Genomic DNA, 14,296 nt, shown 5'->3' on the forward strand with positions numbered 1-14,296 from the left:
CCCATGCGATGAAAAATCAGCCTGTTCCCACCGTGCACCCTGCGCATGCGGCATTCGCCCAGGCAGCAAGGCATGGCCGAGGCTGAATCCGCGCTGGCGCCTGCGGGCGCCTCCGCCACATCCCCCCCTCCTGGCGACGGCACCCCGGTCGTGATCGACCAGGTGGCTTTGGCGCGCCTGTACGGCGAGCCGCTGTTCGCCCTGCCGCAGGACCTGTACATCCCGCCCGATGCGCTGGAGGTCTTCCTCGAAGCCTTCGAAGGGCCGCTGGACCTGTTGCTGTACCTGATCCGCAAGCAGAACTTCAACATCCTCGACATTCCCATGCTGGACGTGACGCGCCAGTACATGCGCTATGTCGACGAGATCCGCAGCCGCAATCTCGAACTGGCGGCCGAGTACCTGCTGATGGCGGCCATGCTCATCGAGATCAAGTCGCGCATGCTGCTGCCGCCCAAGAAGCAGGAAGGCGGCGAAGAGGCCGAGGACCCGCGCGCCGAGCTGGTGCGCCGGCTGCTTGAGTACGAGCAGATCAAGCTGGCCGCCCAACAGCTGGGCCAGGTGCCGCACTACGGGCGCGACTTCCTCCGGGCCCAGGTCCATATCGAGCAGAACCTGCAGCCGCGTTTCCCCGATGTGGACGTGGCCGAGCTGCAATCGGCCTGGCGCGACATTCTCAAGCGTGCCAAGCTTGTGCAAAGCCACAAGATCACGCGTGAGGAACTCTCGGTGCGCGAGTACATGAGCCAGGTGCTCAAGGCCCTGCAGGGCCGGCGCTTCGTCGAGTTCGAGACCCTGTTCCAGCCCGAGAAAGGCTCGACCGTGCTGGTCGTGACCTTCATCGCCCTGCTGGAGCTGGCCAAGGAAACGCTGATCGAGATCACCCAGGCCGAAGCCTTTGCGCCCATTTACGTGCGCCTGGCCTATACGCCCGTCTAGCGGGCACGGATACAGGCACGCGCACACCGACAGGCCGGCTCCACCGGCCTCCATGCACCATGACTTACAGCGTCAAAGAAATCTTCTACACCCTGCAGGGCGAGGGCGGCCAGGCCGGCACGCCGGCCATCTTCTGCCGCTTTGCGGGCTGCAACCTCTGGACCGGCCGCGAGCAGGACCGCGCCAGCGCCATCTGCCAGTTCTGCGACACCGACTTCGTGGGCACCGACGGCACGCTGGGCGGCAAGTTCGCCACGGCAGACGCCCTGGCCGAACGCATCCTGTCACAGTGGCCGACCGGAGACAGCCAGCACCGCATGGTGGTGCTGACCGGGGGAGAGCCCCTGCTGCAGGTGGACGAGCCCCTGATCGCCGCCCTGCATGCGCGCGGCTTTCGCATTTCCGTGGAAAGCAACGGCACCGTGGCCGCGCCCGAGGGCATCGACTGGTTGTGCATCAGCCCCAAGGCGGGCGCCGAATGGGTGCAGCGCAGCGGCCAGGAGCTCAAGCTGGTCTGGCCGCAGCCCGGCTTCGATCTGCAGGCCATCGAGGCCGGCACCCGTTTCGACCGCTATTTCCTGCAGCCCATGGACAACGTCCTGCAGGCCGACAACACGGCCGCCTGCATAGCGCAATGCCTGCAGCGCCCGGCCTGGCGCCTGAGCCTGCAGACCCACAAGCTCACCGGCATCCGCTGATTTTTGCCATGCAGTTCACCGTACACCAGCGCTTTTTCTTCGATGCCGCCCACACGCTGGAGCGCGCCATCGAGACCGAGAGCAGCCGCCGCATCCACGGCCACACCTACTATGCCGAAGTCAGCGTCACCGGCCCGCGCAATCCGGACAACGGCATGGTGATCGACCTGGGCTACCTGCGCTCGCGCCTGAAGACCCTGGGCGACGCGCTGGACCACCGCTTTCTCGACGAAATCCCCGGCCTGGGCAAGCCCACGCTGGAAAACCTGTGCCTGTTCATTGCCGATTCCCTGGCCGACCTGCAGCCCGCTCCCAGCCGCATCCGCGTATGGCGCGACAGCATCGGCGATGGCTGCGTGCTGGATCTGGGCTGACCTCAAGCCAGGCCTGCCAGAGAGCCGCCCCCCGAAGAGCAACTCCACGGCCATCATGGGTTTGGCGGTTCGCAGATAGACTTGGTGGCTTTTTTTGCCAGTCCCCGCCACCGTCAAGATCGCGCCCAAGCGCCCCCTCGAGAGACAAAACATGTTCCGCACCCTGCTCAAATCCAAGATCCACCGCGTCAAGACCACGCAATGCGAGCTGCACTATGAAGGCTCCTGCGCGATCGACGAGGACCTGCTGGACGCCGCCAACATCGTCGAGAACGAGCAGGTGCACATCTGGAACATCGACAACGGCGAGCGCTTCGTCACCTATGCCATCAAGGGCCAGCGCGGCAGCGGCATGATCTCGGTCAACGGCTCGGCCGCGCGCCGTGCTGCCGTGGGTGATCTGCTGATCATTGCGTCCTTTGCCCAGGTGCATGAGACCGACGTGGCCGAGCACCGGCCCCAGCTGGTCTTCGTGGACGATGCCAACCGCCAGGTCGAGCTGCGCCACCACGTGCCCACGCAGCAGCTGTGAGCTGCGCTGCGGTGTGACAATCGCGCGATGACTCAATCGCTTGCCGCCCGCAGCCTTGCGGCTGTGTGGCACCCCTGCACCCAGATGAAGCGGCACGAGGCCGCGCCCCCCATCGCCATCGCGCGTGCCCAGGGCCCCTGGCTCCACGACACCGAAGGACGCCGCTACCTGGATGGCGTCAGCTCCTGGTGGGTCAACCTCTTCGGCCACAGCCATCCGCACATCCAGGCCGCGCTCACCGACCAGCTCGCCCGGCTGGACCATGTGATGCTGGCCGGCTTCACGCACGCGCCCGTGGTGGAGCTGTCCGAACGACTGGCCACGCTCACCGGCCTGGGCCATGCCTTCTACGGCAGCGACGGCGCATCGGCCACCGAGATCGCCCTCAAGATGAGCGCGCACTACTGGCGCAACCTGGGCCGCCCCGCCAAGAGCCGCTTTGCCGGCCTGGCCGGCGGCTACCACGGCGAAACCGTGGGCGCGCTGGCCGTGACCGATATTCCCATCTTCCGCGAAGCCTATGCCCCCCTGGTGCGCCTGGCCGACACCGTGCCCAGCCCCGATGCACGCGGCGCGCAAGGCGGCGAAAGCCCGGTCGATGTGGCACGGCGCGCCGCCGAAGGCCTGCGCCAGTGGCTGGAGCAGCACCACGAGACCACGGCCGCACTCATCGTCGAGCCGCTGGTGCAGTGCGCGGCCGGCATGGCCATGCACGACCCCGAATACCTGCGCCTGGCGCGCGCCCTGTGCGACCGCTACGAGGTGCACCTGGTGGTGGACGAGATCGCCGTGGGCTTCGGCCGCACGGGCAGCATGTTCGCCCACCAGCAGGCCGGCATCCGGCCGGATTTCATCTGCCTGTCCAAGGGCCTGACGGGCGGCACGCTGGCCCTGTCGGCCGTGCTGACCACCGAGGCCGTCTACGCCGCCTTCTACGACGATTCCGTGGCGCGCGGCTTCCTGCACTCGCACTCGTACACCGGCAACCCGCTGGCCTGCCGTGCGGCCCTGGCCACGCTGGAGCTGTTCGAGCAGACCGATGCCATCAACGCCAACCTCGCGCTGGCGCAAACGCTGGACGGCGCCTTAACCCCTTTGAACCAGCACGCCCGCGTGCGCCACGCACGGCGCCAGGGAATGATCTGGGCCTGGGATGTGCAGACCTCGCTGCCCGACTTCTCGCGTCGCTACAGCGCAGCCGCGCTGGAGCGCGGGCTGCTGCTGCGCCCTATCAGCAACACCCTCTACGCCATGCCTCCCTATTTGCTGGACGAAGAAGCCGTGCAGCACCTGGCCGCCAGCGCGCTGGCCGCCCTTGAAGACACCCTGGCCCAGGAGAACCATTCGTGAACGCCCACCGCACCATTGGCTGCTTTGTCACCGGCACCGACACGGGCGTGGGCAAGACCCTGGCCTCCTGCGGGCTGCTGCATGCGCTGGCCCGCCACCATGCCCGCGTGGTGGGCATGAAGGCCGTGGCCGCAGGCGCCGAGCCCGACGGCCAGGGCGGCTGGGCCAACGAGGACACGCTGGCGCTGCGCGCCGCCTCCACCCTGGCCGTGCCGCCCGAACTCGACAACCCCGTGCTGCTGCCCGATCCCATGTCGCCGCACATCGCCGCGCAGCGCGCGGGCCGCTCCATAGAGATCGCACACATCGTGGACAGCTACCGGCGCCTGGCCGAACAGGCCGACGCCGTGGTGGTGGAAGGCGCGGGCGGCTTTCTCGTGCCGCTGTCCGACCAGCTCTCGGGCGCCGACCTGGCCTGCGCGCTGGACCTGCCCGTGGTCATGGTCGTGGGCCTGCGGCTGGGCTGCCTGAACCACGCCGCCCTCACGGCCGAGGCCATCCGCGCGCGCGGACTGCGCCTGGCCGGCTGGATTGCCAGCCGCGTGGACCCCGCCATGCTGGTGCCCGAGGAAAACATGGCCTGGCTGCGCCAGCACCTGGACCGGCAACTGCAGGCGCCGCTGCTGGCCGACATCCCCTTCCAGCAGCACCCCGACCCGCGCGCCACCACCTACACCCTGCCGGAGCAATGGCAATGAGCGGCTCCTGGCTGGACGACATCCCCGCGCGCATCGCCGAGCTCGACGCGGCCCACCTGCGCCGCCGCCGCCGCGCCACGGCGCCGCTGCAGGGCGCCGCCAGCGGCGCCCACATGGAGGTGGACGGCCACCCCATGCTGGCCTTTTGCAGCAACGACTACCTGGGCCTGGCCGGCCACCCCACCCTGGTGCGCGCCGCCTGCGCGGGCGCCCAGGCCTTTGGCGTGGGCTCGGGCGGCTCGCCCCTGGTCAGCGGCCACAGCACGGCCAACGCCGCGCTGGAGGAACAGCTGGCGCACTTCGTGCAGCTGCCGCGCGCGCTCTACTTCTATGCGGGCTACGCCACCAATGCCGGCATCGTGCCGGCCCTGGTGGGTGCTGGCGATGCCCTGTTCTCCGATGCGCTCAACCACGCCTGCCTGATCGACGGCGCACGCCTGTCGCGCGCCCAGGTCCACCGCTATGCCCATGCCGACCTGGGCGACCTGGCCGCGCAACTGGCCGCCAGCACGGCCCGGCGCAAGCTGGTCATCAGCGATGCCGTGTTCAGCATGGATGGCAACGTGGCCGACATCCGCGGCCTGCTGGCGCTGTGCGAGCAGTACGACGCGCTGCTGCTGCTCGACGACGCGCATGGCTTCGGCGTGCTCGGCCCACAAGGCCGGGGCAGCCTGGCCGAGGCGGGACTGACGGGCGCAAACGCCTCGCCGCGCGTGCTCTACATGGCCACGCTGGGCAAGGCCGCTGGCGTGGCCGGCGCCTTTGTCGCGGGCAGCGACATGCTGGTCGAGTGGCTGCTGCAAAAGACGCGCAGCTACATCTTCGCCACGGCCGCGCCGCCCATGCTGGCCAGCGCGCTGCAGGCCAGCGTGGCCCTGATCGAGGCCGAGGACGAGCGCCGCGAGTCCCTGGCCGAACGCATTGCCGAGCTGCGCGCCGGCCTCACGCCGCTGCTGGCGCGCACGGGCTGGCAGTTGCTGCCTTCGCGCACCGCCGTGCAGGCCCTGGTCATAGGCTCCAACGCCACGGCCCTGGCCGTGATGGAGGGCCTGCGCGAGCGCGGCCTGTGGGTGCCCGCCATCCGCCCGCCCACCGTGCCCGAAGGCACGGCGCGGCTGCGCATCGCGCTGTCGGCCTCCCACACGCGCATCGACGTGCAGCTGCTGCTGACGGCGCTGGACGAGGTCTCGCGCCTGGCCCCACCCCTGCCCTGAATCCCTCTTCACCACCGGAACGGAGACATCCATGCCCCATCTCTACGTCGAATACACCGACAACCTCGCCGGTCTGCCCGGCCAGCAACTGCTGACCGAACTCAACGCCTTCGTCTGCGGCCACCCCAGCATCCTGGACGAGGCCGACGTCAAGGCCCGCCTGCTGCCGGTCAGCCAGTTCGAGATCGGCTCGGCACCGGCCAATCGCGGCTTCGTCCACGTGCAGCTGCGCCTGCTGGCGGGCCGTACCGACACGGCCAAGAAGGAACTGTCCGAAGGCATTGCCGCGGTGCTGCGCCGCCTCACGCCCCAGCCGGCCGGCATGATGGTCCAGCTCAGCGTGGAAATCGCCGACATGGACAAGCCCAGCTACTACAAGGGTCGCCTGTAAGGCAGGCGCCAGGCCTTGTCCGCCGTGAGCACCCGCGCACGCTGCGCACAATGCCTGCGCCCTGAGCGCACCTGCCTGTGCCCCCTGGTGCAGCCGGTGCCGCATGCGGTGCAGCTGCTGGTGCTCCAGCATCCCGAGGAAGAACTGCAGGCCAAGGGCACGGGCCGGCTGCTGCACCTGTGCCTGCCCGCCAGCCGCCTGGCGGTGGGCGAGGCCTTCGAGCCAGCGCAGTTGCAGGCACTGCTGCACGCGCCCTGGCAGGCGGGCGACGCCCCGCGACAGGCCGTACTGCTCTATCCGGAAACGCCGCACGGCGACCAGCTGGGCCTGGCCAGGCAAGCGCCCTGGCCGCAGCCCGCGCCATGCCCTGAGGACCTGCGCCTGGTGGTGCTGGACGCCACCTGGCGCAAGAGCCGCAAGATGCTCTACCTCAACCCCGGCCTGCAGGCCCTGCCGCGCCTGGCACTGCAGGGCGACCTGCCCGCCTCGCGCTACGGCGCCCTGCGCAAGGCCCATGCGCCGGGCCAGCTGTCCACGCTGGAGGCAGCGGCCTGCGCGCTGCAACGGCTGGCGCCTGCCGGCCCGTCGCTGCAGCCGCTGCGCGATGCGTTCGAGGGGCTGCTGTCCCTGCATGCCCTGCACAGGCCCGAATGAAAAAACGCCTCGGGGAACGAGGCGTTTTTCATGGCGGCCGGCCCTGCTTCAGTTTTCCGGCGTGATCTTGGCGAACTTGACCAGTTCGGCGTACTTGCCCATGTCGGTACGGATGATCTGGGCCAAGTTTTCGTCGCCCGTGGGGGCAATGATGCCCGCCCCTTCCAGGCGCGCGCGCATCGCCGGATCGGCCAGGCCCGCCTTCAAGGCCTTCTGCAGACTGGCCACCACCTCGGCAGGCAGGTCCTTGGGTCCCGCCAGCCCGAACCAACCGCTCAGCGCGTAGTCCTTGAGCGCTGCGTTCTCGCCCAGTGCGGGCACGTCCTTCATCATGGCGATGCGATGGGCCGTGGTCACGCCCAGGGCCTTGATCTTGCCGCTCTGGATGAACGGAGCCGCCACCGAGGGAGAGACGATGGCGAAGTCCAGGTTGCCGCCCGCCAGGTCGCTGGTCATCGCGGCCGAGCCCTTGTAGGGCACATGGACGATGTCCACCCCGGCCATCTTCTTGATCAGCTCGCCCGAGAAATGCGGCGTGGACCCGATGCCCGGGCTGCCGTAGCTGTACTTGCCGGGATGGGCCTTGGCCAGGGCGATGAACTCGTCGAGGGTCTTGGCCGGCATCTTGGTGCCGGCCACCCACAGGTTGGGCAGCACGCCGGTCAGCGCGATGCCGGTCAGGTCCGTGGCCGGGTCGTACTTCTGCGCGGCGTTGACGAACTTCGTGCCCGCCAATTCGTTGCTGGAGCCTGCGAGCAGGGTATAGCCGTCGGCCTTGGCACCGACCACGCGCTGCGCGGCCACCACGCCGGCGGCACCGGGCACGTTGTCGACCACGACGGTCGCATTGAGGTGCTTGGCCAGGATGTCACCCACCACGCGCCCCACCAGGTCGACCGAGCCGCCTGCCGCGTAGCCGACGACGACGCGAATGGGCTTGTTGGGATAGGTGGTCTGGGCGCACAGCGGGCCCGCCGCCAGGACGGCCGCGGCGCTGATCAGCGCGCGGCGGGAAATACGGAATTCATGCATGGATCGATCTCAGGAGAGGCAGGTATCAGCCAACAATCAAAATGATATTGCTCAACAATATTCACCGATTGTCTGACATTGCCTTGTGGAATCCATCCCTGAAAACCATGAGTTCCACCCGTGGCCCTAGCCTGCAGTTCGGCGCAGAACCGCCGGCAGCCAGCCGCGCAGGCTGTTGACGAAGGCCCAGCCCTGCACGCGTGGCAGATCGTCCAGCCGCACCGGGTGCTCCACCACGCGGCCCTCGTCCAGCGCCACCGCGCGGCCCACGCCGGGCAGCAGGCCGCTGGACAGCGGCGGAGTCACCCAGCGGCCCGCCAGCAGCACGGCGATGTTGCCGCGCGTGCCCTCGGTGATCTCGCCGTCTTCGTTGTGGAGCACGGTGTCGAACACCGAGGCATCGGTGGGCTGCAGGCTGTCGTAGTGCGCGCGGCGCGAGGTCTTGAAACGCACCCAGTCGCCACGCGCCACCGCATTGGCGATGGGCCGGTCGGCCAGCGCCAGCCGAACAGGCGTGGCGGAAGGCGGCAGCGGCGCCGCCTGGGTCTGTATCCGCCCCGTGGCATCCAGCGCCAGGCGCACGCGCCAGTGGCCGCTGGCGTGCGCCTGGCGCAGTTGCTGCAATGCCTGCTCCAGCACGGCATCCGTGCAGGGCCGGCCGAAATGCCGCGCCGCGTCCTGCATGCGCGTCACATGGCGCTGCAGGTGGATGAAACCGCCATCCCGCAGGGCCAGGGTTTCCAGAATGTCGAAATCGAAGTCCGTATCCGCCATGGCTGCACGCCCTTTCACACCTTGTCCAGAAAAGCCCTCTTGTGGCGCCATTCCTGCCATTCGGCAGGCGCCTCGGCGCCCGAGGTGATGCCGCTGCCGATGCCGCAGCGCAGTTCCGTGCCACGCGCCACCACCGTGCGTATGGGCACATTGAAGGTAGCGTGCACGCGCCCTGCAGTGGTGCCGGGCCGCACCACGCCCACGGCGCCGCAGTAGACGCCGCGCGGACCCGATTCCAGCTCGTGGATGAGCCGCATGGCCTGGCGCTTGGGCGCGCCCGTGATGGAGCCGCAGGGAAACAGCGCCGCAAACACGTCCGCCAGGCCGGTGCCGGGCCGCGTGCGCGCCTGCACGTCGGACGTCATCTGCCACACGGTGGGCAGGGGTTCGGCATGGAACAGGCGCGGCACCTGGACGCTGAAAGGCTCGGCAATGCGCGAGACATCATTGCGCAGCAGGTCCACGATCATCACGTTCTCGGCCCGCTCCTTGGGCGAGGACCGCATGGCCTGGACATTCGCCTCGTCCTGTGCAGGCGTGGCGCCACGCGGCGCCGTGCCCTTCATGGGGCGCGTGAGGATGCGCTCGCCATCCCAGTCGAAGAACAGCTCGGGCGAGACGGACAGCACCTGCTCGTCGCCGCTGTCCATGCAGGCCACGTAGCCGCCGGGCTGGGCGCGTCGCAGCGCGGCGAACAGCGATGGGATGTCGCCCAGCAGCCGGCCCATGAACTGGGCCGTGTAATTGATCTGATAGCAGTCACCGGCCGCAATCGCCTCGTGGATGCGCGCAATGGCGGCATCGAAATCGGCTCGCTCCAGGCCGGGCTGCCATTGCACCTGAGATTGCACCTGAGGGCCGATCTCGACCGCGTCCGCGTCTTCAGGCCAGGGCCGGGGGCCGTCGAAGACGGCAAACCAGGCCAGCGGCTCGCCTGGCGGCGTGGCATGCAGGGCGCCGGCGTAGGCCGCGTCAAACGCCGCCGCCGCCTCGTAGCGCACCCAGCCCAGGCACCACAGGCCGGCCTGGGCAGCCTGCTGCACGGCGTCAAGCACACCGCGCACCTGCTCGGGCGCATGGGCTGCCAGGCTGCGCAGCGGCGGCCCGAAGCCATGGCGCAGCCGGGCGGCCGAGCCGTCATGGGGGTTGGGAAAATCGATCAGAAACTTCACAAAACGGCCGTCAACGCATTGCTGTACTTGCATCAGCAGCTTCGCTATCGATAGCAGCCACTGACACGGGGCCGCCCAGTGTAGAGCGAGGGAAACAAAAAAGCGCCCCGAAGGGCGCCAAACCAAGCATCCCGAAAGGACGCTTTCCACCAACAGGCCCGGCACCATGCCGGACCCATATCCATTCACATCACTTCTGGGTGACGGTGTGCTGGCCTTCCAGACGGGCCACGGCCTCGCGGTAGGCAGGGCCGCTGCGCAGTTGCTGGTAGCGGGCCAGGCCGCGCTGGTATTCGGCCGAGTTGTAGCCGATTTCGCGGTCAGCCGAGGGCGAGGGCAGGTAGGTCATGCCTGCCTGGTGCCACATCTCGAGGTCGGCCAGCACTTCGGCGCGGCTCAGGCCTGCGGTGGCGGAGGACGAGGGGGAAACGGCTTCTTGGGCCATTGCAGTGCCGGCGAGGCCCAGGGTCAGGGCGGCCAGTGCAGCGGAGAGGGTACGCATGTCAGATCCTTTCAAAAGGCCGCTCGGCATTCATTTCCTCACGGCATGGACGTACTATGCGGCGCTGCAGCATTCTTCGTCTGTGCGTTTTCTCACGTGTTTTGGCATCCGGCCCGGGCGGCCCGCTGCCTTTTCACCCGTGCTCCCCTCGACAGAAGGCCGATTCACGCGTTCTAGAAACAGTGTTTTTCGCGGCTTGAAACAGCCGCGGCAGACAAGGCTCAGCGCGCTTCCTCGAGCAGCACGCGCAGGCCTTCGACATGGCAGATGCGCAGGTTGCGGCCTTCGCGCCGCAGCAGGCCCAGGCGCACCAGGCGCGACATCTCGCGCGCCACTTCCTCGCGGCTGGAGCCCAGCAGCAGCGCCAGATCGGTCTGCCGGGGTGCGGGCGCCAGCAGGGCCTGCCCCTGGTCGATGCCCGCGCGCTCGGCACGTTCCAGCAACTGGGTATGCAGGCGGCTGCGCACCGACAGCGTTCCCAGATCCACCATGCGGCGCGCCAGCGCCACGGCCAGGTCGCTGAGCCGGCCGATGAAGGCGCGCAGGACCTGGGGCTCGTTCATGAGCAGGGCTTCCACATCCTCATGGGCCAGCGAGGCAATCAGGCTGGGGACGCCTGCCTCCACCACCAGGGGCATGGCCGTGCAGCCCGCCTGCTGCTGCGGCAGACCGCCGAAGAACACGCCCTGTGCAATCTCGCCCAGCGTGAGCCCGCGCCCGTTGGGGGCATAGCTGCTGACGCGCAAGCCGCCCTGCACGAGCATGTAGAGACGCTGATCGGTGTATGCGCCCTCCAGCGTCTGGTGCAGCGCCAGATGCTGCCAGCGGCATTGCGCGGCCAGTTCGGCCAGGCGCTCGTCGGACAGGCTTTGCAGCACATGGACCTGGCGCAGGCCCTGCCAGGCCACGGCGGGAAGAAGCGGAGATGTCTGTAAGGAACCGGACATGGTGCAACACCGTTGAAGCGCATCCGCAGGGCCTGTGCGGGCCCTGTCGTCCGTCGCGGGAAGTACAGCATAGCGGGATCGCATAGACTCGTCGCGCGCCGGGAATCGCACTGTCCGGCTCCCCGGATGGCCGCACCGCGCAGCACAGAAAAAAGGGAGGGCTTCATGGAAGCGAGCATCGAATCGGCACGACTACCCGCGCGCCCGCAGGCCACCGTGGCGGCCTGGGCGCAATCCGTGGAACAGGCGATCGCCAGCCAGCAATGGCATGGCGCGTGGCGTGCACTCATAGACGCCGCCCTGCCGGCCGAAACCGCCGTGCAGCAGAGCCTGCTGACTGCGCTGGACGCCTGGGATGGCCTCGCTGCCGATTCCGGCGCAGAGCCCCGCCGCGCGCTGGTGCAGCAGGCCTTCGACGCCCTGCATGCCGCCCATGCCCCGGGCCAGGCGCTGCAGGCCGATTCCGCACCTTCCAGCGCGCACCGTGCATACCGTGCGCACTGCATACTGGGACGGCAACTGGTCAAGCGCTACCGGCGCGGCGGCTTTGCGCTGGGGCCGGTGGATGTGGCCGTGGAGCCCGGCACCATCCTGGGACTGGTGGGCGAGAACGGCAACGGCAAGACCACGTTGCTGCGCCTGCTGGCCGCCGATCTGGCGCCCGACGCGGGGCAGCTGGACTGGGGCGTTCCTGCCGCCGATGCCTACCTGCTGCGCACCCAGCTCGCCTATATCCCCCAGCGCCCGGCCGTCTGGGGCGGGCGCCTGATGGACCATCTGCAATTCGCCGCGCGCAGCCATGGCGCCGTGGGCCCACGCAACATCTGCCTGGTACAGCTGGTCATCGCGCAGCTGGGGCTGCGCGCCTTCCGGGGCCACCAGTGGAAACAGCTGTCCTCGGGCTACAAGATGCGCTTCGAGCTGGCGCGCGCCCTGCTGTGCCGGCCGCGCGTGCTGCTGCTGGACGAGCCCCTGGCCAATCTGGACATCAACGCCCAGCAGACCCTGCTGACCGATCTGCAGTCGCTGGCGCGCTCGCCCTGGCAACCCATGGCCCTGGTGCTGAGTTCACAGCAGCTGTACGAGGTGGAAAAGGTGGCCGACCAGGTGCTGTTCCTGGAGCAAGGCCAGCCGCGCAGCGTTCAGCAGAGCTTTGCCGCCATGCAAGGCTGCGCCATCGAGTTCGAGACCGGCTGGGCCATGGCGCAACTGAAACCCTGGCTGGACCGGCTGCCATCCCATACGCACCAGCTCAGCGGCCAGACCCACATCGTGAGTTTTCACGTGCCCTTCACGGCAGCGCAGTTCCTGGCGCAGGCCGTGCAGGCACAGATGCCCGTGCGCTATTTCCGCGACATCACCGCATCCACCCGCCGCCTGTTCGTGAGGGACTGAGCCATGCCACGTTTTTCCGATATGACGAACCGCTGGGACCAATGGGTGCTGATGCGCTGCCCCCTGCTGTGGCAGTTGCGGCTGCACTGGTATCTGCCGCTGGCGCTGCTGTGGTGCGTGCTGGTGCTGGGCATCTGGATGCAGTGGATGGCCGAACCCGCGCGCTGGATGGGCTCCCTGCCCGGCGTTGCGTCCACGGCACAGCAAACGCCCGAGCAATTGGCACTGGACATCGGCTCCGTCGTGGCCTGGATCGTGGCGATCGGCCTGGCGCTGTGGTGGTTGCTGCGCGTGCGCATCCACAACCGCTGGCGCGAACACGCCCCCGTGGGCCGCTGGGGCCTGTGGTGGGAGTACCTGTGGGGAGCCTTGTTCCTATCGCTATTGTTCGCGCCTGCGATCGCCTTTTCGCCCATCTATGAAATGCGGATTCAGCGCCAATGGTCGGACACGGATGTCAGTGCACAGACCCAGACTGTCGAGCAAGTCGCAGCCCTGGAGGCGCTTGTCGCGCCACGCCAGGCGGCCATGCTCGTGGAATGGATACGTGTGCTGCGCGAGGAAGAGGTCGATCCGGCGAAGTACCCGGGCATCCAGGCCCTGGTCTGGTTGATGCGCGGAGACCAGGGCGCGATTGCCCAGACGCTGGAGCGCTACGGCCAGCCATTGCAGGCCAGAGGCTATGTGCGCCAGTCTGCCAGCTCCGCCCAGGACCAGGCGGAGCACCTGCTGGCCAGCTACCGCAGCGCGCTGCAATCCCCCCTGGCCGAGGAATGGCGCGCCTACCTGGCAGCGAACCCGCAACCAGAGACTGGCGAGAAGGTATCCAGAGCGCAGAACTCCAACTGCAACCCCCCCCTGGGTCGCAGCAGGCCTTTGGATCTGGAGCCGGATCCGCGCAAATGCTTCGGTACCTATCTGGCCCAGAGCAACCGTGAGTGGCTCATGCTGCTGGAGAGGTTCGACAGCCGGTGGAGCCCGCCGCAGCATGTGCAATGGAAGCACGCGCGCTACGGCCTGGCCCTGCCGGCCTACCAGGAAAGCCATCTGCGGCGCGCTGACAGGTCCCGCGACGACGAATGGCCAAGGATGTCCCAGTTGCTGGCGGCAGTCAGCGCTGGCTTCTTCCTCGCCTTGGCCCTGGTGCTGGTGCGCCTGATGCCCGCCATGCAGCTGGTGGCCTGGGGCGCATGCCTGGTCCTGACCTTGCTTGGCAGCGTGCTGGCCGGGATGCTGGGAATCACCAGCCTCTATGTGCTGGGGCTGTTTCCCGCCGCGCTGATATCGGTCGCCTGGCTGCGCATCCGTGTGCTCAAGCGCCCCTGGGCCGGCGCGGTGCTGCTGGCCCTGGGCATGTCGCTGGCCCTGATATGGCTCGCCGCCGCCTGGTCTGAGTGGTCCAGACTGCTGTTGCCACGCCCTACCGGCAGCGCAGGCCCTTGGACGGATACCCAGCACTGGCTGGACCTGCTGATGGGCGCGCCTGCCGTGGCAGCCAGCACGGCCATGCTCGTGGCTCTGCTGTCTCCGCTGTGGCGCCGATGGCGTGGCCTGCCCGAAAGGTGACGGAAAAGCAAAGGACAGCTCAGGGACAGGTGCCCCCCGCGCGCATCGCATAGACTCG

At 68.5% G+C, this 14,296-nt stretch carries 16 protein-coding genes; 11 read left to right on the plus strand and 5 right to left on the minus strand.

Going from position 1 to position 14,296, the window contains the following annotated elements; genetic code table 11:
- Positions 1-72: 72 nt before the first annotated feature.
- From ACF8ML_RS00385 to ACF8ML_RS00425, 9 genes are all read left to right on the plus strand, one after another.
- Positions 73-939 carry a segregation and condensation protein A gene (locus ACF8ML_RS00385; protein WP_392405837.1) on the plus strand — a complete coding sequence of 289 codons (867 nt, stop codon included), beginning with the start codon at positions 73-75 and terminating at the stop codon, positions 937-939.
- A 59-nt stretch (positions 940-998) separates the two neighbouring features.
- On the plus strand, positions 999-1,637 hold the full coding sequence (queE, locus tag ACF8ML_RS00390) for a 7-carboxy-7-deazaguanine synthase (protein ID WP_392405839.1): 639 nt from the start codon (positions 999-1,001) through the stop codon (positions 1,635-1,637).
- An 8-nt stretch (positions 1,638-1,645) separates the two neighbouring features.
- Positions 1,646-2,011 carry a 6-carboxytetrahydropterin synthase gene (locus tag ACF8ML_RS00395; protein WP_016449046.1) on the plus strand — a complete coding sequence of 122 codons (366 nt, stop codon included), beginning with the start codon at positions 1,646-1,648 and terminating at the stop codon, positions 2,009-2,011.
- 151 nt (positions 2,012-2,162) lie between these two features.
- Positions 2,163-2,543: an aspartate 1-decarboxylase gene (gene panD, locus ACF8ML_RS00400; protein ID WP_016449047.1), complete on the plus strand. Its 381-nt coding sequence runs from the start codon at positions 2,163-2,165 to the stop codon at positions 2,541-2,543.
- A gap of 27 nt (positions 2,544-2,570) precedes the next feature.
- Positions 2,571-3,893, plus strand: coding sequence for an adenosylmethionine--8-amino-7-oxononanoate transaminase (bioA, locus tag ACF8ML_RS00405; protein WP_392405841.1), 1,323 nt, complete (start codon positions 2,571-2,573; stop codon positions 3,891-3,893).
- Positions 3,890-4,591, plus strand: coding sequence for a dethiobiotin synthase (gene bioD, locus ACF8ML_RS00410; protein ID WP_046984872.1), 702 nt, complete (start codon positions 3,890-3,892; stop codon positions 4,589-4,591). Before bioA ends, bioD begins: the two co-directional genes overlap by 4 nt.
- Positions 4,588-5,805, plus strand: coding sequence for an 8-amino-7-oxononanoate synthase (gene bioF / locus ACF8ML_RS00415; protein ID WP_017404246.1), 1,218 nt, complete (start codon positions 4,588-4,590; stop codon positions 5,803-5,805). The genes bioD and bioF overlap by 4 nt, the downstream gene beginning before the upstream one ends.
- Before the next feature lie 31 nt (positions 5,806-5,836).
- Positions 5,837-6,196, plus strand: coding sequence for a 5-carboxymethyl-2-hydroxymuconate Delta-isomerase (locus ACF8ML_RS00420; protein WP_012203756.1), 360 nt, complete (start codon positions 5,837-5,839; stop codon positions 6,194-6,196).
- A 15-nt stretch (positions 6,197-6,211) separates the two neighbouring features.
- Positions 6,212-6,850: a tRNA-uridine aminocarboxypropyltransferase gene (locus ACF8ML_RS00425; protein ID WP_043824588.1), complete on the plus strand. Its 639-nt coding sequence runs from the start codon at positions 6,212-6,214 to the stop codon at positions 6,848-6,850.
- Between the two features lie 48 nt (positions 6,851-6,898).
- Here ACF8ML_RS00425 and ACF8ML_RS00430 read toward each other — a convergent pair whose 3' ends face one another.
- The 5 genes from ACF8ML_RS00430 to ACF8ML_RS00450 form a co-directional block, all read right to left on the minus strand.
- Positions 6,899-7,882 carry a Bug family tripartite tricarboxylate transporter substrate binding protein gene (locus ACF8ML_RS00430; RefSeq protein WP_392405844.1) on the minus strand — a complete coding sequence of 328 codons (984 nt, stop codon included), beginning with the start codon at positions 7,880-7,882 and terminating at the stop codon, positions 6,899-6,901.
- A 126-nt stretch (positions 7,883-8,008) separates the two neighbouring features.
- Positions 8,009-8,656: an aminotransferase class IV gene (locus tag ACF8ML_RS00435; RefSeq protein WP_209672169.1), complete on the minus strand. Its 648-nt coding sequence runs from the start codon at positions 8,654-8,656 to the stop codon at positions 8,009-8,011.
- Positions 8,657-8,670: 14 nt separating this feature from the next.
- The gene (gene pabB / locus ACF8ML_RS00440; protein WP_343740732.1) at positions 8,671-9,828 is read right to left on the minus strand and encodes an aminodeoxychorismate synthase component I; all 1,158 of its coding nucleotides are present in this window, start codon (positions 9,826-9,828) and stop codon (positions 8,671-8,673) included.
- 190 nt (positions 9,829-10,018) lie between these two features.
- Positions 10,019-10,330, minus strand: coding sequence for a DUF4148 domain-containing protein (locus ACF8ML_RS00445; protein ID WP_016449055.1), 312 nt, complete (start codon positions 10,328-10,330; stop codon positions 10,019-10,021).
- A gap of 221 nt (positions 10,331-10,551) precedes the next feature.
- Complete coding sequence (locus ACF8ML_RS00450) at positions 10,552-11,277, minus strand: Crp/Fnr family transcriptional regulator (RefSeq protein WP_047326023.1); 726 nt, start codon at positions 11,275-11,277, stop codon at positions 10,552-10,554.
- Between the two features lie 165 nt (positions 11,278-11,442).
- Between ACF8ML_RS00450 and ACF8ML_RS00455 the strand changes: the two genes are divergently transcribed.
- Entirely contained in the window at positions 11,443-12,672 is a 1,230-nt protein-coding gene (locus ACF8ML_RS00455; RefSeq protein WP_392405847.1) for an ATP-binding cassette domain-containing protein, read from the plus strand.
- A 3-nt stretch (positions 12,673-12,675) separates the two neighbouring features.
- Positions 12,676-14,238 carry a hypothetical protein gene (locus ACF8ML_RS00460; protein WP_392405848.1) on the plus strand — a complete coding sequence of 521 codons (1,563 nt, stop codon included), beginning with the start codon at positions 12,676-12,678 and terminating at the stop codon, positions 14,236-14,238.
- Positions 14,239-14,296 lie beyond the last annotated feature (58 nt).

Source organism: Delftia sp. WSY_10 (genome assembly GCF_043104705.1).
GTDB lineage: Bacteria > Pseudomonadota > Gammaproteobacteria > Burkholderiales > Burkholderiaceae_C > Comamonas > Comamonas tsuruhatensis.